The sequence below is a fragment of the Duganella margarita genome (genome assembly GCF_009857535.1).
Taxonomy (GTDB): domain Bacteria; phylum Pseudomonadota; class Gammaproteobacteria; order Burkholderiales; family Burkholderiaceae_D; genus Rugamonas; species Rugamonas margarita.
On record NZ_WWCS01000011.1, the window covers coordinates 124,370 to 147,490 of the forward strand.

The 23,121-nt window shown below is 60.0% G+C and carries 24 protein-coding genes and 2 tRNA genes; 9 read left to right on the plus strand and 17 right to left on the minus strand.

What is annotated here, in order from left to right; all coding sequences use genetic code 11:
• Window positions 1–29 precede the first annotated feature (29 nt).
• The 11 genes from GTP55_RS17810 to GTP55_RS17860 form a co-directional block, all read right to left on the minus strand.
• Window positions 30–662 carry a response regulator gene (locus GTP55_RS17810; protein WP_110849666.1) on the minus strand — a complete coding sequence of 211 codons (633 nt, stop codon included), beginning with the start codon at window positions 660–662 and terminating at the stop codon, window positions 30–32.
• Window positions 663–804: 142 nt separating this feature from the next.
• A complete protein-coding gene (locus tag GTP55_RS17815; protein WP_161046205.1) occupies window positions 805–1,218 on the minus strand; it encodes a MerR family transcriptional regulator in 414 nt (137 codons plus the stop codon).
• Window positions 1,219–1,235: 17 nt separating this feature from the next.
• The gene (locus tag GTP55_RS17820; protein ID WP_019919772.1) at window positions 1,236–1,583 is read right to left on the minus strand and encodes an integration host factor subunit alpha; all 348 of its coding nucleotides are present in this window, start codon (window positions 1,581–1,583) and stop codon (window positions 1,236–1,238) included.
• A gap of 145 nt (window positions 1,584–1,728) precedes the next feature.
• A complete protein-coding gene (pheT, locus tag GTP55_RS17825) occupies window positions 1,729–4,152 on the minus strand; it encodes a phenylalanine--tRNA ligase subunit beta (RefSeq protein ID WP_161046206.1) in 2,424 nt (807 codons plus the stop codon).
• Between the two features lie 100 nt (window positions 4,153–4,252).
• The gene (gene pheS / locus GTP55_RS17830) at window positions 4,253–5,272 is read right to left on the minus strand and encodes a phenylalanine--tRNA ligase subunit alpha (protein WP_161046207.1); all 1,020 of its coding nucleotides are present in this window, start codon (window positions 5,270–5,272) and stop codon (window positions 4,253–4,255) included.
• Window positions 5,273–5,355: 83 nt separating this feature from the next.
• Window positions 5,356–5,715 carry a 50S ribosomal protein L20 gene (rplT, locus tag GTP55_RS17835; RefSeq protein ID WP_056156032.1) on the minus strand — a complete coding sequence of 120 codons (360 nt, stop codon included), beginning with the start codon at window positions 5,713–5,715 and terminating at the stop codon, window positions 5,356–5,358.
• 26 nt (window positions 5,716–5,741) lie between these two features.
• On the minus strand, window positions 5,742–5,939 hold the full coding sequence (gene rpmI / locus GTP55_RS17840; protein ID WP_110849662.1) for a 50S ribosomal protein L35: 198 nt from the start codon (window positions 5,937–5,939) through the stop codon (window positions 5,742–5,744).
• Between the two features lie 278 nt (window positions 5,940–6,217).
• The gene (gene infC / locus GTP55_RS17845) at window positions 6,218–6,757 is read right to left on the minus strand and encodes a translation initiation factor IF-3 (RefSeq protein WP_371868013.1); all 540 of its coding nucleotides are present in this window, start codon (window positions 6,755–6,757) and stop codon (window positions 6,218–6,220) included.
• Window positions 6,758–6,777: 20 nt separating this feature from the next.
• On the minus strand, window positions 6,778–8,685 hold the full coding sequence (thrS, locus tag GTP55_RS17850) for a threonine--tRNA ligase (RefSeq protein WP_161046208.1): 1,908 nt from the start codon (window positions 8,683–8,685) through the stop codon (window positions 6,778–6,780).
• A 176-nt stretch (window positions 8,686–8,861) separates the two neighbouring features.
• Window positions 8,862–8,938 (minus strand) — tRNA-Val (locus GTP55_RS17855).
• Between the two features lie 40 nt (window positions 8,939–8,978).
• Window positions 8,979–9,055: transfer RNA gene (locus tag GTP55_RS17860), tRNA-Val, on the minus strand.
• Between the two features lie 141 nt (window positions 9,056–9,196).
• On the opposite strand from GTP55_RS17860, the gene GTP55_RS17865 reads away from it, so the two are divergent.
• The 5 genes from GTP55_RS17865 to GTP55_RS17885 are packed head-to-tail and all read left to right on the plus strand — an operon-like array spanning window position 9,197 to window position 14,137.
• Window positions 9,197–10,129, plus strand: a complete 933-nt coding sequence (locus tag GTP55_RS17865; RefSeq protein ID WP_161046209.1) for a cation diffusion facilitator family transporter — start codon at window positions 9,197–9,199, stop codon at window positions 10,127–10,129.
• A complete protein-coding gene (locus tag GTP55_RS17870) occupies window positions 10,126–11,391 on the plus strand; it encodes a hypothetical protein (RefSeq protein WP_161046210.1) in 1,266 nt (421 codons plus the stop codon). The genes GTP55_RS17865 and GTP55_RS17870 overlap by 4 nt, the downstream gene beginning before the upstream one ends.
• Before the next feature lie 5 nt (window positions 11,392–11,396).
• A complete protein-coding gene (locus GTP55_RS17875; RefSeq protein ID WP_202423756.1) occupies window positions 11,397–12,395 on the plus strand; it encodes a serine hydrolase domain-containing protein in 999 nt (332 codons plus the stop codon).
• Window positions 12,392–13,444, plus strand: coding sequence for a serine hydrolase domain-containing protein (locus tag GTP55_RS17880; RefSeq protein ID WP_161046211.1), 1,053 nt, complete (start codon window positions 12,392–12,394; stop codon window positions 13,442–13,444). The genes GTP55_RS17875 and GTP55_RS17880 overlap by 4 nt, the downstream gene beginning before the upstream one ends.
• A gap of 48 nt (window positions 13,445–13,492) precedes the next feature.
• Window positions 13,493–14,137: a CatA-like O-acetyltransferase gene (locus GTP55_RS17885; protein WP_161046212.1), complete on the plus strand. Its 645-nt coding sequence runs from the start codon at window positions 13,493–13,495 to the stop codon at window positions 14,135–14,137.
• Here the strand turns inward: GTP55_RS17885 and GTP55_RS17890 are convergent.
• Window positions 14,132–14,995: a LysR family transcriptional regulator gene (locus GTP55_RS17890; RefSeq protein ID WP_161046213.1), complete on the minus strand. Its 864-nt coding sequence runs from the start codon at window positions 14,993–14,995 to the stop codon at window positions 14,132–14,134. The two genes, GTP55_RS17885 and GTP55_RS17890, sit on opposite strands and share 6 nt — an antisense overlap.
• A gap of 105 nt (window positions 14,996–15,100) precedes the next feature.
• On the opposite strand from GTP55_RS17890, the gene gstA reads away from it, so the two are divergent.
• Window positions 15,101–15,700: a glutathione transferase GstA gene (gstA, locus tag GTP55_RS17895; protein ID WP_161046280.1), complete on the plus strand. Its 600-nt coding sequence runs from the start codon at window positions 15,101–15,103 to the stop codon at window positions 15,698–15,700.
• A gap of 11 nt (window positions 15,701–15,711) precedes the next feature.
• Here gstA and GTP55_RS17900 read toward each other — a convergent pair whose 3' ends face one another.
• The 3 genes from GTP55_RS17900 to GTP55_RS17910 are packed head-to-tail and all read right to left on the minus strand — an operon-like array spanning window position 15,712 to window position 19,205.
• The gene (locus GTP55_RS17900) at window positions 15,712–17,964 is read right to left on the minus strand and encodes a RelA/SpoT family protein (protein ID WP_161046214.1); all 2,253 of its coding nucleotides are present in this window, start codon (window positions 17,962–17,964) and stop codon (window positions 15,712–15,714) included.
• Window positions 17,965–17,971: 7 nt separating this feature from the next.
• Complete coding sequence (locus tag GTP55_RS17905; protein WP_110849653.1) at window positions 17,972–18,322, minus strand: RidA family protein; 351 nt, start codon at window positions 18,320–18,322, stop codon at window positions 17,972–17,974.
• Between the two features lie 7 nt (window positions 18,323–18,329).
• On the minus strand, window positions 18,330–19,205 hold the full coding sequence (locus tag GTP55_RS17910) for an alpha/beta fold hydrolase (protein WP_161046215.1): 876 nt from the start codon (window positions 19,203–19,205) through the stop codon (window positions 18,330–18,332).
• Window positions 19,206–19,449: 244 nt separating this feature from the next.
• On the opposite strand from GTP55_RS17910, the gene GTP55_RS17915 reads away from it, so the two are divergent.
• The 3 genes from GTP55_RS17915 (at window position 19,450) to GTP55_RS17925 (ending at window position 21,903) form a co-directional block, all read left to right on the plus strand.
• The gene (locus GTP55_RS17915) at window positions 19,450–20,754 is read left to right on the plus strand and encodes a dicarboxylate/amino acid:cation symporter (RefSeq protein WP_161046216.1); all 1,305 of its coding nucleotides are present in this window, start codon (window positions 19,450–19,452) and stop codon (window positions 20,752–20,754) included.
• A gap of 136 nt (window positions 20,755–20,890) precedes the next feature.
• Window positions 20,891–21,388, plus strand: coding sequence for a hypothetical protein (locus GTP55_RS17920; protein WP_161046217.1), 498 nt, complete (start codon window positions 20,891–20,893; stop codon window positions 21,386–21,388).
• Window positions 21,388–21,903 (plus strand): hypothetical protein, encoded by a 516-nt coding sequence (locus GTP55_RS17925; protein ID WP_161046218.1) that lies wholly within the window; start codon window positions 21,388–21,390, stop codon window positions 21,901–21,903. The genes GTP55_RS17920 and GTP55_RS17925 overlap by 1 nt, the downstream gene beginning before the upstream one ends.
• A 7-nt stretch (window positions 21,904–21,910) precedes the next feature.
• Here the strand turns inward: GTP55_RS17925 and GTP55_RS30370 are convergent, their stop codons facing one another.
• Window positions 21,911–22,369 (minus strand): DUF3304 domain-containing protein, encoded by a 459-nt coding sequence (locus tag GTP55_RS30370; RefSeq protein ID WP_161046219.1) that lies wholly within the window; start codon window positions 22,367–22,369, stop codon window positions 21,911–21,913.
• On the minus strand, window positions 22,366–23,109 hold the full coding sequence (locus tag GTP55_RS17935; protein WP_161046220.1) for a DUF3304 domain-containing protein: 744 nt from the start codon (window positions 23,107–23,109) through the stop codon (window positions 22,366–22,368). The genes GTP55_RS30370 and GTP55_RS17935 overlap by 4 nt, the downstream gene beginning before the upstream one ends.
• Window positions 23,110–23,121: the final 12 nt, after the last annotated feature.

Sequence of the window (23,121 nt, forward strand, 5' to 3'; positions counted from 1 at the left end):
GTGCGCACCCCAACAGTGCGCAGATGTTGCTAATCGAGAAGATTATTCTTCATCGCGTAGTAGGTCAGGTCAGAATTCGACTGCATCCCCATCTTTTCCATGATGCGGGTGCGGTAGGTGCTGACGGTTTTAATGCTCAGCGACAGCGCCACGCCGATGTCCGACACGGTCGAGCCGCGCGCCAGGCGCAGGAACACCTGGAACTCGCGGTCCGACAATTCGGTATGCGGCGCCTTGTTCGGGTCGCGGTCAAAACTTTGCGCCAGCAACTCGCCCACTTGCGAGCTGACATAGCGGCGGCCCTGGAATACCGTGCGCACCGCCGTGATCAGTTCGTCCGCTTCGCATTCCTTGTTCAGGTAACCGTTGGCGCCCATCTTGAACAGGTTCAGTGCGTACTGCTGTGCCGGGTACCCGGACAGGATCAGCACCGGCAGATCGGGCTGCCCCTGACGGATGGTGCGCAAGGTGTCGATACCGCTCTGGTCCGGCATGGCGATATCGAGCAACAGCACATCGCAAATTTCGCGACGGGCGATATCCAGCGCTTCACGCCCGGTACCGGCTTCCGCCACCACCTCGAAATCGTCCGAGGATGAAAAAATCTGTTTAAAGCCTGCTCTTACAATTTGATGGTCGTCACAAATGGCAACGCGTATCATTGTTTCCTCTCGTCGTACCCGCTCGAAGTCGGGCTATCCGCCACCGTGCATCTGCGTCGCTGATAATAAAATAATATTGAAAGAAGTATAGCAGCAATCACTGTTCGCCCGCCGCGCTGTGCGCCAGCGGTGCGCGGGCTTCTTAGTCCTGCTTGAGCAGGTCCAGGATCGCCAGCAATTCGCCGCGTATCAAGTCGCGGTCCAGCGGCGGTACAACGGCCGACGGATGCACGCCGTTGACCGTTCCCGCATCATACTCCGCGCTGGCGCCATCGTAAGCACGGCTGTCGAGTTTATTGCGCGCGCCGCTGATGGTGAAGCCTTGCTCGTACAACAGCTCCCGGATGCGACGGATCAGCAGCACTTCGTGGTGCTGATAATAACGGCGGTTGCCGCGCCGCTTGACCGGCTTGAGCTGGGTAAATTCCTGCTCCCAGTAACGCAGCACATGCGGCTTTACGCCGCACAGCTCGCTGACTTCGCCGATGGTGAAGTAGCGCTTGGCCGGGATCGGCGGCAGCACGACCAGGTCGGACTTGGCGAGACGATCGTTCATGACGACTCAGCTCCCGTTCAGGCGGCGCGCGCCATCGGATTGCTCTCTTCGACCATGCCCTTGAGCTTCTGGCTGGCGTGAAAGGTCACGACGCGGCGCGCCGTGATCGGGATTTCTTCGCCGGTCTTCGGATTGCGGCCCGGACGCTGCGGCTTGTCGCGCAGCTGGAAATTGCCGAAACCGGACAATTTGACGGCTTCGCCGCGCTCCAGCGCATTGCGGATCTCGTCGAAGAAGGTCTCTACCATGTCCTTGGCCTCACGCTTGTTCAGGCCGACCTGCTCGAACAACAGTTCGGCCAGTTCCGCCTTGGTCAGCGTGGGCAAATCTTTTTCCGCATCCTGGCGCACTTTGGCAACCTGCATGGCCCGGTGCAGATCGGCAGCCAATGCGGATTGGAGTACGGCGGAATCAACGTCGTTGTTATTAATTTTCCAGCCCTGCCTTATAGTAAAAATGAACAAGTCCGGCGCAGGCCGGACTCCCTATTAGTCAAAAATGCAATACTTGCTAGCGCAGGCGCGCAGCGTGTTTCTGCTTGGCGGCATCGCTGGCGGCCGCCATGACGGCTTCCACCACATCGTCTTGCAGCGTGTTTTGAGTATCTTGCAAGCTAAAGCGGAAAGCAAGCGATTTCTCGTCCGCCTCCAAACCTTTACCACGATATTCATCAAACAAAACAATGGCTTGCACAATTTTACCCTGAGGAATTGTTTGCAAAGCATCATTGAATGCGTCCAGCAAATCTTGTGCCGGAACTGCTTGTTTGACCACTAACGCCAAGTCGCGGGTGGCGCCCGGGAACTTGGAGATCTCATCATACTTTGGCACTGGTCGTTGCTGCAAGGCAAGCGCATCAAGTTCGAACACGATCGGCGCGTTCGGCAGCTCGTATTTCTGCAACCAGCGTGGATGCAGTTCGCCGATGAAACCAATAAAGTTACCATCCAGCAACACATGAGCCGAGCGGCCTGGGTGCAGCGCCGGGTGTTCCGCCTTGACGAAACGCAGTGCCAGCGGCGCGAACAGGTGCTCCAGATCGGCCTTGACGTCGAAGAAGTCGATGGCGCGGGTGTCCTGCCCCCACTGCTCGTCCGAAGCTGGACCGTAGGCGATACCGGCCACGCGTTTTGGCTGGTGATAGCCGGCCACGGTCAGCGGGCCATCCGGCACGTTGTCGTCACGTTGGTAGACGGCGCCGATTTCAAATGCGCGCACGCGGCTGGCCTTGCGGTTCAAGTTGTAGCGCACATTGGCCACCAGGCTGCCGACCAGCGTCGAACGCATCACGCTCAGCTGGCTGGCGATCGGGTTCTGCAGCTTGATCGGATTGCTGTTGCCGCCAAAGTCCTGCTCCCACTGGGCTTCCACGAAGCTCATATTGACCACTTCCTGGTAACCCAGGTCGGCCAGCTGGTGACGCACCGCGAACAGCGAACGGGTGTTTTCCGGCGCAATGATCATGGTGTTGGCCGCCACTGGGGCCACGGTCGGGATATTCTCGAAGCCGTAGACACGCGCCACTTCCTCGATCAGGTCTTCTTCGATTTCGATGTCGAAGCGGTACGACGGCGACGTCACGCTGAATACGCCATCGGCCAGCGTGAACGGCAGCGCCAGGCGGGTGAAAATATCGGCGATGACCTTGTCGTCCAACGCCACGCCGATGACCTTCTGCGCGCGCGCGGTGCGCAGCTGCACCGGTTCGCGTTTCGGCAGGTTGACGATCTGGTCGTCCACCGGACCCACTTGCGTGTGGCTGGTGCCGCAGATTTCAACCAGCAGCGCGGTGATGCGCTCGATGTGCTCGACGGTGGTCGCATAGTCGACCCCGCGCTCGAAGCGGTGCGCCGCATCGGTCGAGAAGTTGTACTTGCGGGCGCGGCCCTGGATGGCGTTCGGCCACCAGAATGCCGCTTCCAGGTAGATGTTTTCGGTCTCCAGCGAGACGGCGGTGGCGTCGCCGCCCATGATGCCGGCCAGCGATTCGAGTTCCTGGTCGTCGGCGATCACGCCGACCCATTCGTCGACCGCGATGGTGTTACCGTTCAGCAGCTTGAGCGATTCGCCCTTGCGGCCCCAGCGCACGTCCAGGCCGCCGTGGATCTTGTCGAGGTCGAACACATGGCTCGGACGGCCCAGTTCCAGCATCACGTAGTTGGAGATGTCCACCAGCGCCGACACCGGACGCTGGCCGCTGCGCTCCAGGCGCTGTTTCATCCAGTCCGGCGTCACTGCCTTGGCGTTCAGGCCGCGGATCACGCGGCCCGAGAAACGGCCGCACAGGTCCGGCGCCGAAATTTTCACCGGCAGTTTTTCGTCGAGGTTGACGGCGGCCGCACGGAAGGTCGGCACCATCAGTTCCACACCGGTCAGCGCCGACACTTCACGCGCCACGCCCAGCACCGACAGGCAGTCCGCCTTGTTCGGGGTCAGCTTGATGGTGAACTTGAGGTCGTTGAGCGCGTAGTAGTCGCGGAAATTCTGGCCGACTGGTGCGTCGTCCGGCAGTTCCAGCAGGCCGCTGCCCTCTTCCGACAGTTTCAGCTCCTTGGCCGAGCACAGCATGCCTTGCGATTCCACACCGCGCAGCTGGCCGACCTTGATTTCAAACGGCTTGCCGTCGGCGCCTGGCGGCAGCACGGCGCCAGCCATCGCGCACACCACTTTCAGGCCCGGACGCACGTTCGGCGCGCCGCAGACGATGGTCAGCAAGGTGCCGGTGCCGACGTCCACTTCGCAGACGTTGAGGCGGTCGGCGTTCGGGTGCTTGGCCATTTCCCGCACGTGGCCCACGACCACATTCGAGAACGGTGGCGCCACCGGTTCGACTTCTTCCACTTCCAGGCCGGACATCGTCAGCAGATGGGCCAGTTCGTCCGAAGTCATCTTCGGATCGACCATGGTACGCAGCCAATTTTCAGAGAATTGCATATTCGTTCTTTCTAGTTATCGCGTCGCTCCTGCGAAAGCAGGAGCCCATAGAACGCGAGCTCAGTATGGCTTCCCGCGTGCGCGGGAAAGACGGTATTCTTTAGTTGAACTGCTTCAGGAAACGCAGGTCGCCTTCGTAGAACAGGCGCAGGTCGTTGATCCCGTAGCGCAGCATGGTCAGGCGCTCCAGGCCGGAGCCGAACGCAAAACCAATGTACTTCTCAGGGTCCAGGCCGAAATTGCGCACCACGGTCGGGTGCACTTGGCCCGAGCCGGACACTTCCAGCCAGCGGCCCTTGAGCGGACCGCTGCCAAACGCAATGTCGATCTCGGCCGACGGTTCGGTGAACGGGAAGTACGACGGACGGAAACGCACCTGCAAATCGTCGGTCTCGAAGAAGGCCTTGACGAAGTTCAGGTACACGCCCTTGAGGTCGGCAAAGCTGATGTTCTCGGCGATCCACAGGCCTTCCACCTGGTGGAACATCGGCGAGTGGGTGGCGTCGCTGTCGACGCGGTAGGTACGGCCGGGCGCGATCACCTTGATCGGCGGCGTGTGGCTACGGGCGTAGCGCACCTGCATCGGCGAGGTGTGGGTGCGCAGCAGCAGCGGCTTGCCTTCGCTGTCGTTGCCTTCGATGTAGAAGGTGTCTTGCATGGAACGCGCAGGATGGTTTTCCGGGCTGTTGAGCGCCGTGAAGTTGGTCCAGTCGTTCTCGATTTCCGGGCCGTCGGCCACGTCGAAACCGATCGAGCGGAAGATCTCTTCCACCCGTTCCCAGGTACGCATCACCGGGTGGATGCCGCCGCCGGCGCGGCCGCGGCCTGGCAGCGAGACGTCGATCGCTTCGGCGTTCAGGCGGGCCTGCAATTGGGCTTCGGCCAGCGCATCACGGCGCGCATTGAGCGCGGCTTCGATCTGCTGCTTGGCGGCGTTGATCAGCGCGCCCTGCGCCTTTTTGGCGTCCGGGTCGAGCTTGCCCAGGCCCTTCATCAATTCGGTAATCTGGCCGGTCTTGCCCAGGTATTTGGCTTTGGCGTTTTCCAGTGCGGCGGCGTCATCTTTGGCGACGTCGAAATCCTGCACTGCTGAGGCGACGAGTTGTTCCAGGGAGTCCATGCGTTTTTCTTATCCTTGAATCAAAAAACGGGGCACAGGTATGACCCTTGCCCCGTTCTCTTGCGTAAATCCGCGCTTAAAAATTAAGCAGCGATTTTAGCTTTAACGACGTTGACAATCGCAGCGAACGCTGGCTTGTCCATCACTGCCATATCGGCCAGGACTTTACGGTCCAGTTCGATTGCAGCTTTCTTCAGACCGTTCATGAATACGCTGTAGGTAACGCCATGCTCACGGGAAGCGGCGTTGATACGAGCGATCCACAGGCGGCGGAAGACGCGCTTCTTGTTACGACGGTCACGGTATGCGTACTGACCAGCGCGCATCACTGCTTGCTTGGCAATACGGTATACCTTGCTACGACGACCGCGGTAGCCTTTGGCAAGATTCAGTACTTTTTTATGACGGGCACGCGCAGTAACCCCACGTTTTACTCGAGGCATATTAGCTCCTTAAATGAGTGGTGAGATTAAGCGGATGGCATCATCGCGTAGACGCGCTGGACGTCGGACGCATTGATGTTACGGGTGCCGCGCAGTTGACGCTTGTTCTTCGTCGTCTTCTTGGTCAGGATGTGGCGTTTGAAAGCCATACCCGATTTAACGGTACCACCTGGACGCACGCGAAAACGTTTTTTCGCCGAGCTCTTGGTTTTCATTTTTGGCATAGATACTCTGCCCTCTCGGACAGCTCCTATTAACAGGATTACAGGTGGCAACACTACGTCGCTCTTAGATGCCTGCTCTCACTTGTTTGTGCAGCGGATGCGAGTCCACTACATTTACTACAGCCGAGCATTATAGACCACTTGGCGCAGTTGTGCAGCAAATTTCGCCGAAGCCCAAAACGTCATTCCCGCGCAGGCGGGAATCCATGCCGGGCGCGCAATGACGCACTCTATGGATTCCCGCCTGCGCGGGAATGACGGGGTCGGGCAACGAACGATTACTTCTTTTTCTTTGGCGACAGGATCATGATCATCTGACGGCCTTCCATTTTCGGGAACTGCTCCACCTGGCCATACGGCTCCAGGTCGGCTTTCAGGCGTTCCAGCATACGGAAACCAATATCCTGGTGCGCCATCTCGCGGCCACGGAAGCGCAGGGTGATTTTGGTCTTGTCACCCTCTTCCAGGAACTTGGTCAGGTTACGCAGCTTGATATTGTAGTCGCCATCATCGGTACCCGGACGGAATTTGACTTCCTTCACGGCGATGATTTTCTGCTTCAATTTCGCTTCGTGAGCCTTCTTCTGCTCCGAATACTTGAATTTGCCGTAGTCCATCAAACGGCATACCGGCGGGACCGCGGTAGGAGCGATCTCGACCAGGTCGACATTTGCCTCTTCCGCCAGGCGGAAGGCTTCGGCCAAACTCACGATACCGAGCGGCTCGTTATCGACCCCGGATAAACGCATTTCAGGGGCAGTGATTTCGCCATTGATGCGATGCGACTTGTCAGTAGCTATGGTGATTCCTTTTAAAATCTAATGAATTGCCAGTGCGATCAGGCCTTGGTGGCGACGTCTTGTTGCAGTCGCTCTATCAGGGCATCGACGGACATGACGCCCAGATCGACATTGCCCCGTGCCCGCACGGCGACGGTGTTGGCATCCCGCTCTTTGTCGCCCACCACAAGGATGTACGGCAGTTTTTGGACGGAATGTTCACGTATTTTATAGTTTATTTTCTCATTGCGCAAATCCGTCTGCACGCGGAACCCGCTGCGGCGCAGCTTTTCAGCCACTTGCTGCACATATTCCGCCTGCGCGTCCGAGATATTCAGCACCGAAACCTGCACCGGCGCCAGCCATGCCGGCAGTGCGCCCGCATAGTTTTCGATCAGGATGCCGATGAAACGCTCCATCGAACCGACGATCGCGCGGTGCAGCATGACCGGCACTTGGCGGGTGTTGTCAGCCGCCACATATTCGGCGCCCAGACGCTCCGGCATGAAGAAGTCGACCTGCATGGTGCCAACCTGCCATGGGCGGCCCAGCGAATCCTTCAGGTGGTACTCGATCTTGGGACCGTAGAACGCGCCCTCGCCCGGCAGCTCGGTCCAGGTCACGCCACAGGCGCGCAGACCCGAACGCAGCGCTTCTTCGGCCTCATCCCAGACTTCGTCGGTACCGATGCGGTTGTCCGGACGCAGCGCCAGCTTGACGTCGATATTGTGGAAGTGGAAATCCGAATACACTTCCATCGCTTGCGTATGGAAAGCCACCACTTCCGGCTCGATCTGCTCGTTGGTGCAGAAAATGTGGCCGTCATCCTGGGTAAAGCCGCGCACGCGCATGATGCCGTGCAGCGCGCCGGACGGCTCGTTGCGGTGGCACTGGCCGAACTCGCCGTAACGCAGCGGCAGGTCGCGGTACGAACGCATATTGCTGTTGAAGATCTGCACGTGGCCCGGGCAGTTCATCGGCTTCAGCGCGTACGAGCGGTTTTCCGACTCGGTGACGAACATGTTTTCGCGGTAGTTATCCCAGTGACCGGTCTTGGCCCACAGGCTGGCGTCCAGAATCTGCGGCGCCTTCACTTCCTGATAGCCATTCACTTGGTACTTGTTGCGCATGTACTGCTCCACCTGCTGCCAGATGGTCCAGCCCTTCGGATGCCAGAACACCAGGCCCGGCGCCTCATCCTGGAAGTGGAAGAAGTCCAGCTGCTTGCCCAGCTTGCGGTGATCGCGCTTCTCCGCCTCTTCCAGCTGGAACAGGTACTGCTCCTGATCTTCTTTTTTCGCCCAGGCGGTGCCGTAGACACGCTGCAGCATCTCGTTCTTGCTGTCGCCGCGCCAGTAGGCGCCGGCCAGCTTCATCAGCTTGAAGACTTTCAGCTTGCCGGTCGACGGCACGTGCGGGCCGCGGCACAGGTCGGTGAAGTTGCCTTCGCTATACAGCGAGACGTCCTGGTCGGCAGGAATCGACTCGATGATCTCGGCCTTGTAGGCTTCGCCGATCGACTTGAAGTACGCCACGGCTTCATCGCGCGGCAGCACTTTGCGGGTGACCGGCTCGTCTTTTTTGGCCAGCTCGGCCATTTTCTTTTCGATGGCGATCAGATCGTCCGGGGTGAACGGGCGCTTGTACGAGAAGTCGTAGTAGAAGCCGTTGTCGATCACCGGGCCGATGGTGACTTGCGCGTCCGGGAACAGCTCTTTGACGGCATACGCCAGCAAGTGCGCGGTCGAGTGACGGATCACATCCAGACCTTCAGGGTCTTTATCGGTCACGATGGCCAGATCGACGTTTTTCTCGATCAGGTACGAGGTGTCGACCACTTTGCCGTCGACCTTGCCGGCCAGCGCGGCTTTGCCGAGGCTGGTGGCGATGCTGGATGCCACTTGTGCAACGGTGACCGGGCCATCGAATTCGCGGGCGGAACCATCAGGAAGGCGGACTGAAATCATTGTGATCTCCGGTAATTTAAAAGGTATTAAAAGATGCAGACGAAAAAAAACGCGGGCTAGCCGCGTTTTCTCTTTTTTTCAAGCAAAAGAATCCCGTTGACTAGCGTCACTCCCAAAGCTTGGTAGTAGTTCGCGGTGTCATAACCGTGATGCCTTTCTCGCTCTTACATATGTTCTGGTGGGCGGTGAGGAATTCGAATCCCCGACCCCTTGGATGTCGACCAAGTATTCTAACCAGCTGAACTAACCGCCCGTTTTTACTGCTTTAAATTGTACCGCTTTACTGCGAATTCTGGTGGGCGGTGAGGAATTCGAATCCCCGACCCCTTGGATGTCGACCAAGTATTCTAACCAGCTGAACTAACCGCCCGAAGACCAGCATTATAGAGAGCGATCGGAAGAAAAACAAGGGTAATGATATGAAACATTTCTAATTCTCCTATGACAGCAAAAAAAGCACGCGCTGCCGTCATACATTAAACTGTGTCCATTAATATCTAACAACACCCCCATGCAAGCAGACACCGCCACGCCCTCGCCCTCCGCCCACCTGCACGAACACCGCGATGGCGACGCCCACTATCAACACTACACCGTGCAACGCAGCCAGTCGGTGCTGGCGTGGTCGCTGGTATTGACGCTCGGCTTTGCCGTGGTGGAAGTGGTGACCGGCTTCATGTCCAACTCGCTGGCGCTGATCTCCGACGCCGGCCACATGGTGACCGACGCCGCCGCGCTCGGCCTGGCGCTGCTGGCGCAGATCATCGCCAAGCGGCCGCCGTCGGCGCGCCACTCGTTCGGCTTCGGCCGCGCCGAGGCGCTGGCGGCGTTTGTGAACAGCCTGGTGCTGCTGATCCTGGTGGGCTGGATTGGCTACGAAGCCATCAGCCGCTTTGCGCATCCTGAGGAAGTGCACGGCGCCACGGTGTTTGTCGTGGCGGGCATTGGCCTGGTGATCAACCTGATCCTGGCGTGGATGCTGTCGCGCGGCGACAGTAATATGAATACGCGGGCCGCGCTGGTGAATGTGCTGGGCGACTTGCTGGGCTCGGTAGCTGCGCTGGTATCCGGCGCCGTCATCTATTACTTCGGCTGGATGCAGATCGACCCATTGCTGTCGCTGTTCGTGGCGCTGCTGATCCTGCGCTCCACCGTCGGCGTGCTGCGCGAGTCGTACCACTTCCTGATGGGCGGCGTGCCGGAGCAAATCGACTACCTCAAAGTCGGCGCCGACCTGGAGCAGGTGGACGGCGTGTGCTCGGTGCACGACCTGCACGTGTGGGATATGTCGCCGGGTGAACCGGCGCTGATCGGCCATGTCGAAATCACCGACCTGGAACGCTGGCCCGACATCCTGCACGCCATCAAGGCCATGCTGCTGGAGAAGCACAGCATCGACCACATCACGTTGCAAGCAGAAGTGGCCCCGCAGGCAAAACCATGACACGCCTGCTTGCCGCAGTGGCCGCCCTGCTGCTGTTCAATTCAGCATGGGCGTGCTCCTGCATGGCACGCAAAGACGCTGGATTCATCCATGCCAATCTCAAGCACTTGCCAGCCAACGCGCGCGGCGCGCTGTTCCTGACGCTGGACACGCAGCTGAAGGCGTCTGCCTTCGTGATTGCCTCCGACGCTGGCGCGCTGCCGGCCAGCCTGTCCTGGCCCGAACTGGACGGGAAGGAACAGCACTACCTCGCACGAGTAGCGCCGGCCGAAGGCTTCAAACCGGGCAAGCACTACAAGATTACCTACCGTGGCGACAGCGTCGGCTGGGGCTATCCGGCGCAGACAGATTTTGCGATCGACATCGCGCCGCTCAAGCTGACCGATGCCCCACCTCAGCTGATTCTCGATGGCGCGCCTGGCCGCCAACTGCTGCAACTTGAAACTAGCGCCGGCAGTTGCTCCAGCCAGCAACCGGCCACCGTGCAGAGTTTCCACTACGACCTGCCCGCCGCCTACCTGCCTTACCGCTCGGCGCTGTATTACGCCACCAGTTCGGAAGGCGACCACCCTGAAACCTACTTCGCATCGCTATGCGGAGAACCGTTATTTGGCGCCACCGCGTTCGGCGAACAGCATGATATGGTGCACAGCAGCTGCGACAAACCGAAGGGCCGCTTCGCGCTCCGGGGCTGGGTCGGACTGCTGGAAGTGGAAGACCGCCCACGCCCGACCAATATCGTGCAAGTCGATCTGACCGCGCCGCGCGGCCTATCGTGCACGCCATTCGGCATTCTCAAGGAAGTGCTGTCATCACGCGACAGCCGCCGTATCAGCAACGCCACCTGCAACATCAGCCGCGCGGAGTGGTGGAGCAACACGTCCGGCATTCCGCAGGATTTGCCATCCGAATCCGACATCCTGACGCTCGTGCATGCCAACAACGGCGCGCCACGGCAATGCGTGCTGCAGGCGTTGACGACCGTACTGACGCACACGCCAGCACCAGCCCGCACGCTCGGCAACGCTCTCGGCAGCATGTTCGTGGACGACTTAATGTCTGCGAATAAGGCAACCGTCGATACAGCAATCACGCAGCTTGACGAAGCTACCCGTCATATAGTCCTCAATGGTTTTCAGCGGCAGGAATATGTCCAGCCGCATCTGGACGCGGTGCTGACGCCGCTGCGTCCGGTGCTACGCAAGTTACAAGCCGGCGGCAAGCAGCTGCCACCCGATCTCCTCAACTATCTTAAGGAGTAAGCATCATGCCGATCATCAGATATATAGCGTGCACACTCTTGATGGCGGCTGGTAGCGCGCTGGCCCAGCCACTGGATGAAGTGCTGGCCCGCTGGGACCGCGACGAACACCCCGACCTGCGCAGCGTGCTGGTAATGCGCGACGGCGCCATCGTGGCCGAGCGCTACTACAACGGCGAAACCGCCGACACGCTGCACGACATCCGCTCCGCCGGCAAAAGCATCACCGCCCTGCTGGCCGGCGCAGCAGTCGATCGCGGCAAGCTGAGTGCCGACGGCCGCATCGACCATTACTGGCCGGCCGCCAAAGGCACGGCGCTGGAAGGCGTCACGCTGGACCAGGTCCTGACCATGCGCTCCGGCCTGGCGGCTTTCGACGAAGACCCCGCCTCGCCCGGCAACGAAGACAAGATGGACGATGCCGCCGATCCGGTCGCTTTCACGCTGGCCACGCCGGCGGAAACCACGCCCGGCGCACGCTACCGCTACAACTCCATGACCGCCTACATCGCCGGCATCACGGTCGAACAAGCCACCGGCGCCGATCTGGAAACCTTCGCGCGCAGCACGCTGTTCGAGCCGCTCGGTATCCAGCACTGGCAATGGCTGCGCGATACGGCCAATCATCCCAAGGGCCAGGGGAACCTGCTCCTGCGCACGCGCGATCTGGCGAAGATCGGCCAGATGGTGCTGGATAACGGCATGTATCAAGGGCACCGCGTCCTCAGCGCCGAGTGGATACAGGCCGCACTGGCGCCTCGTGTCACCATCGGCGATCACGATCGCTATGCCGACCACTACGGCTATTTCTGGTATCGTAAAACCGAACGCATTGGCAGCCGCGAGATCGTCGTCCATTTCGCCTCCGGCAACGGCGGCAACAAGATCTACGTCATCCCCGCGCTAAAATCGGTGGTGGTCGTCACTTCCAGCGCCTATGGAAAAGGCTACGGACAACGACGTTCTGCAAGCATATTGCAGGCCATTCTGGAAAATCAGCCATGACATACTGGACTCGACGCAACTTCCTCGGCGGCAGTGCCGCCGCGCTCCTCGGCGCCAGCGCCTTCGCGAACAATCCAGTGGCGGAAGCCTTCGCCGCCAAGCAACCTTTTTACGGCCTCGTCATGCTGGCCAAGCGCGGCGTGCCGGTCTATGTGCAAACTTTCGGCCAGGCCAATATCGAAGAGGCCAGGCCGGTGCGCAATGACACAGCATTTGCGGTCGGCTCAATCTCCAAATGGCTGACCTCCACTACCGTGCTGAAACTGGTGGAAAGCGGCAAACTGAGTCTGGACGCCACCATCGGCAAGCTGCTGCCGTGGTATCGCGCAGAAGGCGCCGACAAAGTCACGTTGCGCCATCTGCTGTCCAACAGCAGCGGCATCCCGAACCAATTCAGCACCGCGCTCAAGGCCGATCCAACGCTACGCAATCTGCCGCTGAGCACGCGGCAGGCCGTCGAGCGCTTCTGCTCGGGCGACTTGATCTTCACGCCCGGCAGCCGCTTCGATTACGTCTCCACCAACTGGTACATCGTCATCGGCATCATCGAAGAAGCAACCGGCTTGCCCTACCAACAAACCATGCGCAACCTCACGCTCGATCCGCTGAAACTGTCGGCCACCGGCACCGACCGCACCGGCGCTGCCGAAGCCTACGCCAGCATCACTCCGCCGGCGCGCAAGGTCGATCTCCACCAACCGTATATGATCGCCTCAGGCGGCTACTACAGCACCGCCAACGATCTACTGCGCGCTGCCCGAGCCATTTTTAATGAAGGTTTCCTCAGCCCGCAATCCGTGCAAGCGCTGACACACATCGAAGTCCCGAGCGAAAACTACACGCTAGGCGGACGCGTTAAAACGCTGAACATCGACGGCCAGCGACACCGCTTCGCCTGGGAGACCGGCCGCACCGGCGGCTACCGCTCCGTCCTCGGCCACCGCCTGGACGGCGAAGACACCGTCATCATCCTCAACAACACCGATCTGCCTCAAAAAGCGCTGGACGAATTTGCTTACGACTTGATGCACGCGACGGTGGTCACCTGAGCCGGCGGACTATAATGCTGTCGCCTCTCAAGTGAATTAAAAGATCTTATGCAGAATTTTGAAAAACGCCGCGACCGATACAATGCTTTCGCGTCGTTCGAAAACCCATTGGTCAACCTGAGCTTTGAGCTGGAAGTGCCGGATTTCCGGCCTTACTGCAAACAGCACGGGCTGCCGAGCTTCCACTTCTTCCTGTACCACGTGCTGCATGCGGTGAAAGGAATCGATAATTATTTGTACCGCATCTACAAAGGCGAAGTGATCAAGATCGAGGATTTCTGGGCCTCGTACACCGTGCTGAATCAGGATGAAAACCTGAATTTTGCGCGCTTCGTCATGACGGACGATCTGAACGAATTCATCGCCCGCAGCGTCGCGTCAGCCAAGGAAGCGGAAGCCAGCACCAAGCTGATCAACACCGCCGAAGGCCTCAGCGAATACGAACAGCGCCGCAACATTTACATCACCTGCATGCCGTGGCTGAAGCTGTCCGCAATCGAGCATCCTATCTACGAGCACAAAAGCTACGATATTCCGTCACTGGCCTGGGGGCGTTACAGCGCACCGCGCGCCGACGGCAGGCTGAGCATGACCATGGCGGTGCAGGCGCACCATGGCTTTATCGACGGCTACCACGTGCACCTGCTGGCCGAAGCCATCAGCGAGCGCATCGCGCAGACGCTGGCGTCATAACTCGCGCAGGAATGCTTGCACCGCCGCCGAATCGCGTCCCGCCTTCGAGCACACAAGGCCGAATTCACGATAGGTGGTCGGCTGCAATTGCATCACGCGCAGGCCGCGCTGGTCGGACGGCAACGCCGATTCCGGGATCACCGACACACCCAGTCCTTCACGCACGAGCACTGCCGCGCTGGCCAGGTCCCGCACGGTGACGCGGATGTCGTTCAACGTCACGCCGGTCTGCGTCGCCAGGCTGTGGGCGTGGACATTGCAGCCGCCGGTGGCCAGCACGAATGGCTGATCGGCCAGATCGCTCCAACTTACGCCCTGCTCGCTGGAGCGCCGGCCCAGCGGATGCTGCGCCGGCAACAGCGCTATCCAGGCATCGCGGCCGATGATCACCGCCTGCCGCTGCGGCGCCGGATTCAGCACCACGCCGAGTTCGATCGTATCTTCAGCCAGCCAGGCTTCTACTTCCTCATCCGATCCCTCCAGCGCCACCACATCAATGCCGGGATGACGGCGCCGGAACGCCGATACCAATCCCGGCAACACCGTAGCGAGCACCGACGGAAACGTCGCCAGCCGGATGCGGCCGGCATGCAAGCCCAGCGCCGCATCGCCCAGCGCGCGGATCGCGTCCAGCTCCGCCAGCATGCCGCGCGCGTGCTGCAACACCTGCTCGCCAAGCGCGGTGAGCAGCACCTCGCGCCGCTCGCGAACGAATAGCGGCGCCCCAAGCGACGCTTCAATCTGCGCAATCGCCTGGCTGGCGCCGGACTGCGACAGCCCGACCTGCTGCGCCGCCCGCGAAATATTACGCAAGTCGGCGACGGCAGCCAGCAATCGCCAGTGGGACAAATTCATCATTAGAAAAACTGATAATGCGTTTCTGAAGCATTCATTTTACAGCGTCCAGACATGACGCATACAGTGACGTCTCACCGTTTAAAGGAGTTTGCAATGAAGCTGTCAATGAAGCTGTATTACGCACCGCATACCTGCTCGCTGTCGCCGCTGATCGTTTTGAACGAATTGGGCCTCCCGCATGAACTGATCAAGGTCGACAACCAGAGCAAGCGCACCGCCGACGGTCGCGACTTCCGCACCATCAACCCGAAGGGCTACGTGGCGGCACTGGAGTTAGAGAATGGGGAAGTCCTGACCGAGGGACCGGCCATTATTCAATATCTGGCCGACCTCAAGCCGGAGGCAGCACTGGCGCCGCCAGCCGGAAGCTGGGAACGCGTGCGGTTACAGGAAATGCTGAATTTCATCACCAGCGAAATCCACGCCGGCGTTGCGCCGCTGTTCAACAGCGAGCTGCCGGAAGCTGCGAGAACCATCTTCCGCGACCGCCTGTCTCGCCGCATGAGCGTGCTGGAAACCACGCTCCAGCAACGCGCGTATCTGATGGGAGCAATCTTCAGCGTTGCCGACGCCTATCTGTACACCGTGCTCGGCTGGTTCCAGTTTTTCGCCATCGACCTTAACGAATGGCCGGCGGTAGCAAGCTACCATGCCGGCCTCGCCAGTCGTCCATCCATTCAAGCAGCCCAGCAGGCCCACAATTAAACGCCCGTAGTTTAGGCGCGGCGGGCTTCCTGGACGCCGGTGACTTCGGCGATGGAGTTCAAGGCTTTGTGCAGCTGCGCGGTGGCGCCGATTTCGGCCGTGAAGGTCATGCGCGCAAAGCCTTTGGCGCTTTGCGTGTTGACGCCGATGACGTTGATCTTCTCGCGCGAGAAGACCTCGGAAATGTCGCGCAGCAGCCCCTGGCGGTCATTCGCCAGGATGAAGATGTCGACCGGGTAGACCGTGTCCGACACCGCACGTCCCCATTCGGTGACAATGACCCGCTCCGGCGCCTTGGCGCGCATTTCGGCGAAGTTCTTGCACGTTGCGCGGTGGATCGACACCCCCTTGCCGCGCGTGACGAAACCGACGATGCCGTCCGGCGGCGCCGGCTTGCAGCATTTGGCCAGCTGCGTCATCAGGCCATCCGTCCCCACCACCAGCACGCCTGACTTGGCGCCCTGCTCCACACTGGACGCCTTGCTCTTGCCGAGGAAGACTTCGTCCACCGGCTCCGCCGGCTCGCCGCTGTCGTGCAAGGCTTGCTCGATGTGGCGCAAGCTGAATTCATCCTTGCCGACCGACAGGAACAGGTCGTCCACCTTGGCGAAGCCCAGCTTGTTGGCCAGCGCTTCCAGGTTGACCGCCGTCTTGCCCTCGCGCTGCAAGGTTTTTTCCACCATGGCGCGGCCGTGCGACAGCGTTTCCTGCATGTCGATGGCGTGGAACCAGGCGCGGATCTTGGAGCGGGTGCGGGTCGCCACCGTGTATTCGTCGCTGAGCCAGTCGCGCGACGGGCCGGCGGTGCCGGGTGCGCCTTTGGCGGTGATGATTTCGCAGGTCTGGCCGTTTTTCAGCGGCGTGTTGAGCGGCACCATGATGCCATCCACCCGCGCGCCACGGCAGCGGTGGCCGACGTCGCTGTGCAGGTGGTAGGCAAAGTCGACCGGCGTGGCGCCGACCGGCAGTTCGATCACGCGCGCTTGCGGCGTCAGCACGAAGATGCGGTCGTCCAGCGCAGCGGCCTTGAGCTTCTCGACCCACTCGCGCTGCTGCTCTTCCTGCCCAACCACGGCATCGGCGACGTCGGTTTTCCACGCCAGCAGCTGGCGCAGCCAGGCGATTTTTTCGTCGTACTTCTGGCCCTGGAAGTTGGAGCCGCCCTCTTCCTTGTAGCGCCAGTGCGCGGCCACGCCGTATTCGGCGAAGCTGTGCATTTCCTGGGTGCGGATCTGCACTTCCAGCGGCCGGCCGTCTTCCGCCATCACCACCGTGTGCAGCGACTGGTAGCCGTTCGGCTTCGGCCGCGAGATGTAGTCGTCGAATTCTTTCGGAATCGGCGTCCAGATGTTGTGTACCACACCCAGCACGGTGTAGCAGGTCTTGACGTCGGCCACGATCACGCGGAAGGCGCGCACATCGTACAGGTCGGTAAAGTCCAGCTCCTTGCCCTTCATCTTGCTCCAGATGGAGTAGATGTGCTTGGGCCGCCCGAACACCTCGGCCTGGATGCCGGCCGACGCCATTTCCGACTGCAGGCGCGCAATCGCGTTGGTGACGAAGCCTTCGCGCATCATGCGCTTTTCTTCCAGCATCTTGGCGATGCGCTTGTAGGTTTCCGGCTCGATGAAGCGGAACGACAGGTCTTCCAGCTCCCACTTCAATTGCCAGATCCCCAGGCGGTTGGCCAGCGGCGCATACAGGTCCAGCGTTTCGCGGCCGTAGGCGGCGGTGATGTCGTTGAACAGCTTGATGTCGGCAAAGTAGCGCAGCGTGGTCACGCACGACGCCAGCCGCACCAGCACCACCCGCATGTCGGAGGCCATGGCCAGCAGCATCTTGCGCAGCGTTTCGACTTGCGCCACCGCCATCTGCGCGGCGTTGCGACCGCGGCCCAAGGCGGCGCCGGGATTTTGATTCTGGGTCAGCTCGCGCAGCCGGATCAGCTGGCGCACGCCGGACACCAGTTCATTGACTTCCGGCCCGAAGCGCGGCTCGATCACGGCCGCCTGCTCGGTGTCGAGCAGGGTCAGCTCGAACATCAGGCCGGCGAGCCGGGTTTCGAGGTCGGTGCTCAGGGACGACAGCGTGCAGGCGACGCCGACCGCGAAGTCGAGCGCGGCCTGGCCGCTGCTGCATTGTTTGTCGGCATACGCGGTGCTGGCGAAGTCCAGCGCCGCCAGCATGCGGGCGCTTTCGTCGGGCGTCAGGCCCTGGACCAGTTGCTCCGACGTGACGCTGCTGACCGCAGTGGTGGAAACCATGAGACTCCTAGCGCTGCGCAGCGACGACGACGATTTCGACCAGCCAGTTAGGATCGGCCAGCTTGGCTTCGACCGTGGCGCGCGGCGGCGTGTGGCCTTGCGGCACCCAGGCGTCCCACTCCTCGTTCATGCCGGCAAAGTCAGCCAGGTCTTTGATGTAGATCTGGCAGCTCAGGATGCAGGTCTTGTCGCTGCCGGCCTCGGCCAGCAGGCGGTCGATATGGGCCAGCACTTCGCGCGTCTGGCCGTGGATGTCGGCCGTGGTGTCTTCGGCGATCTGGCCAGCCAGATAGACGGTGCTGTTGTGTATTGCTACTTCCGACAGGCGTTTGCCTGGGTACAGTCGTTTGATTTCCATAATACTTTTAACCTAACAGGAATTGCTTTGCTATATGAATCTGATCGTCGTGGATAAAGGTCGGCGCGTGGCCGACGTGCGGAATTTCCACCAGTTGCGCCTTCGGTCCGCGTTCCGTCATCAACTTGGCCGTCTCCGGCGACAGCAGGTCGGAGTCGGCGCCGCGCACCAGCAGCGTCGGGCAGGTGATGGCGTCGTACGCCGCCCACAGCATGGCCTGGTCGGCTTCGGCCGATTCCGGCGTGGCCGAGCGGAACGGCAAGGCCAGCCCCATATCGTAATGGCGCACCCACTTGCCGTCCTTGTCTTGGCGCAAAACATCGGTCGCCAGTTTGTGCCACTCGGCGTCGGTATGCTCGCCGAACGAGACCGAGACGTCGCGCACGAACTTGGCGCCGGCCTCAAAGCTGTCGAAGCGCAGGTCCTGGCCGATGTAGTCGCCGATGCGCTGCATGGCCTGCGGCGCCAGCACCGGGCCGATGTCGTTGAGTACCAGCTTGCGGATCGGGTTGCCCGGCAGCGAGGCCAGGCCCATGCCGATCAGGCCGCCCATCGAGGTGCCGAACCAGTCGACCTGCTGATGTTCATCAGGCAGCACGCGCGCCAGCAAGGTCACGATATCGCTGACATATTGGGGCAGCACGTACAACTGCGGGTTGCGCAGCCAGTCCGAGCGGCCGCGACCGACGATGTCGGGACAAATCACGCGGTAATCGCCGGCCAGCGCCCGGGCCATATTATCAAAGTCGTCGCCAACGCGGGTCACGCCATGCACGCACAGCAGCACGTTGGGATTGCTCTCGTCGCCCCATTCCTTGTAGGACATGCGATGCAGGCCGGCCAGCGACAGGCATTGAACAGACTTTATTTTTGGTTCGAGCATGCGGCTTCCCTTAATGGTTCTTTGATCTTATGTGTAAAAATACCATTTTACCGTGTTGCGGTTAATCCCCTAGCGAAGTGTAGCGCAGGGCAGCGTCATTCACCTAGCGTAGGCGGGTGGTGGCTACGTAGAAACCCGTATTCCGGAGAGATATCACCAGCGCGAATTTGCGGCTTTCCACAATAGTGATATCTCTCGCGCTGAGAGATGATGCACTCCTCACAGAAACACACGAGGAGACCCCGTGAAAAAACCATTCTATAAAGTCTTATACGTCCAGGTGCTGTTCGCCATCGCCTGCGGCATCCTGCTGGGCTTGTTCTACCCGGACAGCGGCGTTGCCATGAAACCCCTGGGCGACGGCTTCATCAAGCTGATCAAAATGATCATCGCCCCGGTGATCTTCTGTACCGTGGTCTCCGGCATCGCCGGTATGCAGGACGTGAAGAAAATCGGCCGCGTGGGCGGTAAGGCCCTGCTGTACTTCGAGGTGATCTCCACCTTCGCACTGGTGATCGGCCTGTTCGTCGCCAACCTGGTCAAGCCAGGCGCCGGCTTCAACGCCACCGCCGCCACGCTGGACACCAAGGCCATCGAGCAATACACCACCAAGGCGCACCCGCTGACCACCACAGAGTTCCTGATGAATATCATCCCGAACACGGTTGTGGACGCCTTCGCCAAGGGCGACATCCTGCAAGTGCTGCTGATCGCCATCCTGTTCGGTTTCGCCATCTCCCTGCTGGGTGAGCGCGGCAAGCCGCTGGTCAAGCTGATCGATGACGCGGCGCACGCCGTGTTCGGCGTGGTCAACATCGTCATGAAAGTTGCACCGATCGGCGCGTTTGGCGCCATGGCCTTCACCATCGGCAAATACGGCATCAAATCGCTGCTGCCGCTGGCCACGCTGATGGGCTGCTTCTACGCCACCTGCGCCATCTTCGTGATCGTGGTACTGGGCACCGTGGCACGCCTGACCGGCTTCTCGATCGGCCGCTTCATCCTGTACATCAAGGAAGAACTGCTGATCGTGCTGGGCACCAGCTCGTCGGAATCGGCACTGCCATCGCTGATGCGCAAACTGGAACGCCTGGGCTGCTCCAAATCGGTGGTCGGCCTGGTGGTCCCGACCGGCTACTCGTTCAACCTGGACGGCACCAACATCTACATGACCATGGCCGCCCTGTTCGTTGCGCAAGCCACCAACACCGAGCTGACCCTGCTGCAAGAACTGACCATCCTCGGCGTCGCGATGCTGACCTCGAAAGGCGCATCGGGCATTACCGGCGCCGGCTTCATCACGCTGGCCGCCACCCTGCACGTGGTACCGGACATTCCGGTGGCCGGCATGGCGCTGATCCTGGGCATCGACCGCTTCATGTCGGAATGCCGCGCGCTGACCAACTTCATCGGTAACGGCGTTGCCGCCGTGGTGGTCTCGCACTGGGAAAAAGAGCTGAACCACGACACCATGAAAGCCGAACTGGCCAATCCAGGCTCGACCGTACCGGTGTCCGACCTGGAACCGCTGGAGCCGGTACGCGCCTAAGCGTTCCCGTTCCCGCCTGACGCCCCGCCCGGCCCACGCCGCGCGGGGCGTTTTTCTTTGGCGCGTGTTTTCAATTGAATCACACTTGCCCGCCCCGGCCGAATCAGGTGTAATGCGCGACGAAAAGGAACCAGTCATGAAACAGTCGTCGATATTGGTGTTGTGCGGGGTGGCGTTGGCCACCAGCCTGCCCGCTTTCGCAGCACAACCATGCACGCCGCCCGATCCGGCCATTCTGCAAGCTACCTGGCAAGAGTTCCGTACCGCCATGCTGCAAGGCCAGCCCGAGCAGGTGGCGCGCTACTACAAATTTCCCGTCACACTGCTGCCGCCGATGGATGGCACCGCGCCGCTGAAAATCAGTAGAGCGGCCTTCCTCAAGAATTACGGTGAACTGTTCCAGCAAAATCCGGCCGGTGAAGAAGTCAGCGTGCTGACCGATATGAAAAAAAGCACCGGCAAAGAATACATTCGGCAAATGCGGTTCGACGACAGCAAATGCGCCTACGTTTCCTCGACGCGGATCGAAGACTACAACTTCGTCTACGATAAAAAGATTGGCTGGAAAATCGAATCGCTGTTCTACGGCAGCAATGACCTCGAACTCGCCAAGTCGTCCGGACTGGATCGCTGATGAAGGCCGCGATCCTCTGCCTGGTGACGCTGACCGCCGCACAGCCAAGCTGCGCCGCGCAGGACGTGGCCAACTACCTTGCCATGCGCGGCTGGACTGCCTACGACAGCAAAGCCAAACTCACCATGCCGGCGCAGGACATCGCCCCGGTCATGTACTACAGCAAAGGCAGCAAGGTCCCCAGCTGCGGTCTGCTGAGCGGCCCAGCCAGCGCACCGAAATTCATCGACATCCTGGCGTCAGAGCCGGGCGAACAATATCCGCACTGCCCAAGCATTAACGACGCCGCCGCCTTCAAACTCGCCGGCAAGGACTATCTGGTGTTTGAATATACCGACCAGGACAGCCGCAACGAAACATACGAGCAATTCTTCTACGTCTATAAAAACAGCGCCGGCGACTACGTGGCGGACGAACGGCTCAATGAACAAGTAGGCGCGGCGGCCAGTCCCGGCAAAACCCGCAAAGCGTCCGAAGGGATCGGCTTGGCGCGCAAGCATGCCTTGGAACGCTAACCAAGATTTATTGGGGCTGCTCAGTAAGTTTAATCGGATGTGCGGGGTTGTAGGGAACGACTGAGGTGACGACTACGCGTACTTCGTCGTTTGGAAAAAAATGGATGTAAATGCTACCCGTCGTGTCATACCTTTCAACGTCCACGACTTTTTCTTTGACAACATGCGTGTGTCCCTCTGGCATGTCCCAGCGGACTCTGACTTTCATCCCGGCGTACCAAATACGAGGAATCTTTGCGCAGCAAATGTTGGCCACGCCTGCGCCCCACCGATCCATTCCCCCTCCCCCGGCTCCGTCGACTGAAGCAGAGTAAATAAAATTTCCTGTGTGATTGACAATACCAATTTGCGCCGGCGCGCTATCTGTCGCTTGTGTCTGTGTGCTAGTTGACGTGCATCCAACGATAACTACGGTTAAAATTGTGGGGATTAGAAGCGAAAATGGTTTGTAAAACATTGCACTCATGGCGTATTTTCCTGCATCAAGCGTATCCGTTTTTTTGTGTCCTCGATTGCCTTTTTCAGCTCCTCCACTTCCTCGGGGTCCGCTTTAGCGGCTTCATTTTTAAGTGCTTTTTCCATGGCTGCCAGCATACCCATTTGGGTATTCAATCGATCAGCGCGGACCTTCGCGATGTAACTTCCAGATGGCACTGGAGAACCTTTAACTCGCCCAGGCCATTCTGGGCGGCTCGGACCGAAGTTGGATACGACAGCTTCTGCGCGGCCGTCTTCATGCATCGTTAGCCAGATGTCACCTGCAATACCCTCCGGATATGGGGGAACATCAACTAATTGCTTATGCCACGTCTGATCGGGATAAAAGTTGTATTCCACAATCACTTGGTAACCGGGATGCCATTCTGGGGGAATGCCAAAGCAACAAATGGTGCCGCCCATGCTGTAGGGATTGAGCGAATCGCCACCGCCGTGATTGGACCGGTTCAGCGGATCGACCACACTCAGCGCCACTTCCTTCCCAGAATAATTGATCGACCTCACTGACGCCCCCAAGGACTTCGGCTTGGCCGTCTGAACTGATGCGCAGGACGCGAGCAGAATCGTTATACACACTGCCAGCAAATTGTAGCGAAAAATGGCAGCAATTACACGGGAAGCCATGCCGATATTCGATTGCCTGTTGGAGGACGGTTTGAGAAAAATATCTACAAGATGTGGTGCGTCTGTTTGGGTGGCTGCAATCATGATGAACTCCGT

Coding starts and splice junctions, on each gene's coding strand:
- rpmI (WP_110849662.1), bottom strand. CDS start 5,939: ATGCCAAAAATGAAAACCAAGAGCTCGGCGAAAAAACGTTTTCGCGTG.
- GTP55_RS17815 (WP_161046205.1), bottom strand. CDS start 1,218: ATGAACGATCGTCTCGCCAAGTCCGACCTGGTCGTGCTGCCGCCGATC.
- pheT (WP_161046206.1), bottom strand. CDS start 4,152: ATGCAATTCTCTGAAAATTGGCTGCGTACCATGGTCGATCCGAAGATG.
- GTP55_RS17935 (WP_161046220.1), bottom strand. CDS start 23,109: ATGATTGCAGCCACCCAAACAGACGCACCACATCTTGTAGATATTTTT.
- GTP55_RS17905 (WP_110849653.1), bottom strand. CDS start 18,322: ATGGAAATCAAACGACTGTACCCAGGCAAACGCCTGTCGGAAGTAGCA.
- gstA (WP_161046280.1), top strand. CDS start 15,101: ATGAAGCTGTATTACGCACCGCATACCTGCTCGCTGTCGCCGCTGATC.
- GTP55_RS17910 (WP_161046215.1), bottom strand. CDS start 19,205: ATGCTCGAACCAAAAATAAAGTCTGTTCAATGCCTGTCGCTGGCCGGC.
- GTP55_RS17900 (WP_161046214.1), bottom strand. CDS start 17,964: ATGGTTTCCACCACTGCGGTCAGCAGCGTCACGTCGGAGCAACTGGTC.
- GTP55_RS17890 (WP_161046213.1), bottom strand. CDS start 14,995: ATGATGAATTTGTCCCACTGGCGATTGCTGGCTGCCGTCGCCGACTTG.
- GTP55_RS17875 (WP_202423756.1), top strand. CDS start 11,397: ATGCCGATCATCAGATATATAGCGTGCACACTCTTGATGGCGGCTGGT.
- thrS (WP_161046208.1), bottom strand. CDS start 8,685: ATGATTTCAGTCCGCCTTCCTGATGGTTCCGCCCGCGAATTCGATGGC.
- GTP55_RS17810 (WP_110849666.1), bottom strand. CDS start 662: ATGATACGCGTTGCCATTTGTGACGACCATCAAATTGTAAGAGCAGGC.
- GTP55_RS17920 (WP_161046217.1), top strand. CDS start 20,891: ATGAAACAGTCGTCGATATTGGTGTTGTGCGGGGTGGCGTTGGCCACC.
- GTP55_RS17880 (WP_161046211.1), top strand. CDS start 12,392: ATGACATACTGGACTCGACGCAACTTCCTCGGCGGCAGTGCCGCCGCG.
- GTP55_RS17865 (WP_161046209.1), top strand. CDS start 9,197: ATGCAAGCAGACACCGCCACGCCCTCGCCCTCCGCCCACCTGCACGAA.
- GTP55_RS30370 (WP_161046219.1), bottom strand. CDS start 22,369: ATGAGTGCAATGTTTTACAAACCATTTTCGCTTCTAATCCCCACAATT.
- pheS (WP_161046207.1), bottom strand. CDS start 5,272: ATGGACTCCCTGGAACAACTCGTCGCCTCAGCAGTGCAGGATTTCGAC.
- GTP55_RS17925 (WP_161046218.1), top strand. CDS start 21,388: ATGAAGGCCGCGATCCTCTGCCTGGTGACGCTGACCGCCGCACAGCCA.
- GTP55_RS17885 (WP_161046212.1), top strand. CDS start 13,493: ATGCAGAATTTTGAAAAACGCCGCGACCGATACAATGCTTTCGCGTCG.
- GTP55_RS17820 (WP_019919772.1), bottom strand. CDS start 1,583: ATGCAGGTTGCCAAAGTGCGCCAGGATGCGGAAAAAGATTTGCCCACG.
- rplT (WP_056156032.1), bottom strand. CDS start 5,715: ATGCCTCGAGTAAAACGTGGGGTTACTGCGCGTGCCCGTCATAAAAAA.
- GTP55_RS17870 (WP_161046210.1), top strand. CDS start 10,126: ATGACACGCCTGCTTGCCGCAGTGGCCGCCCTGCTGCTGTTCAATTCA.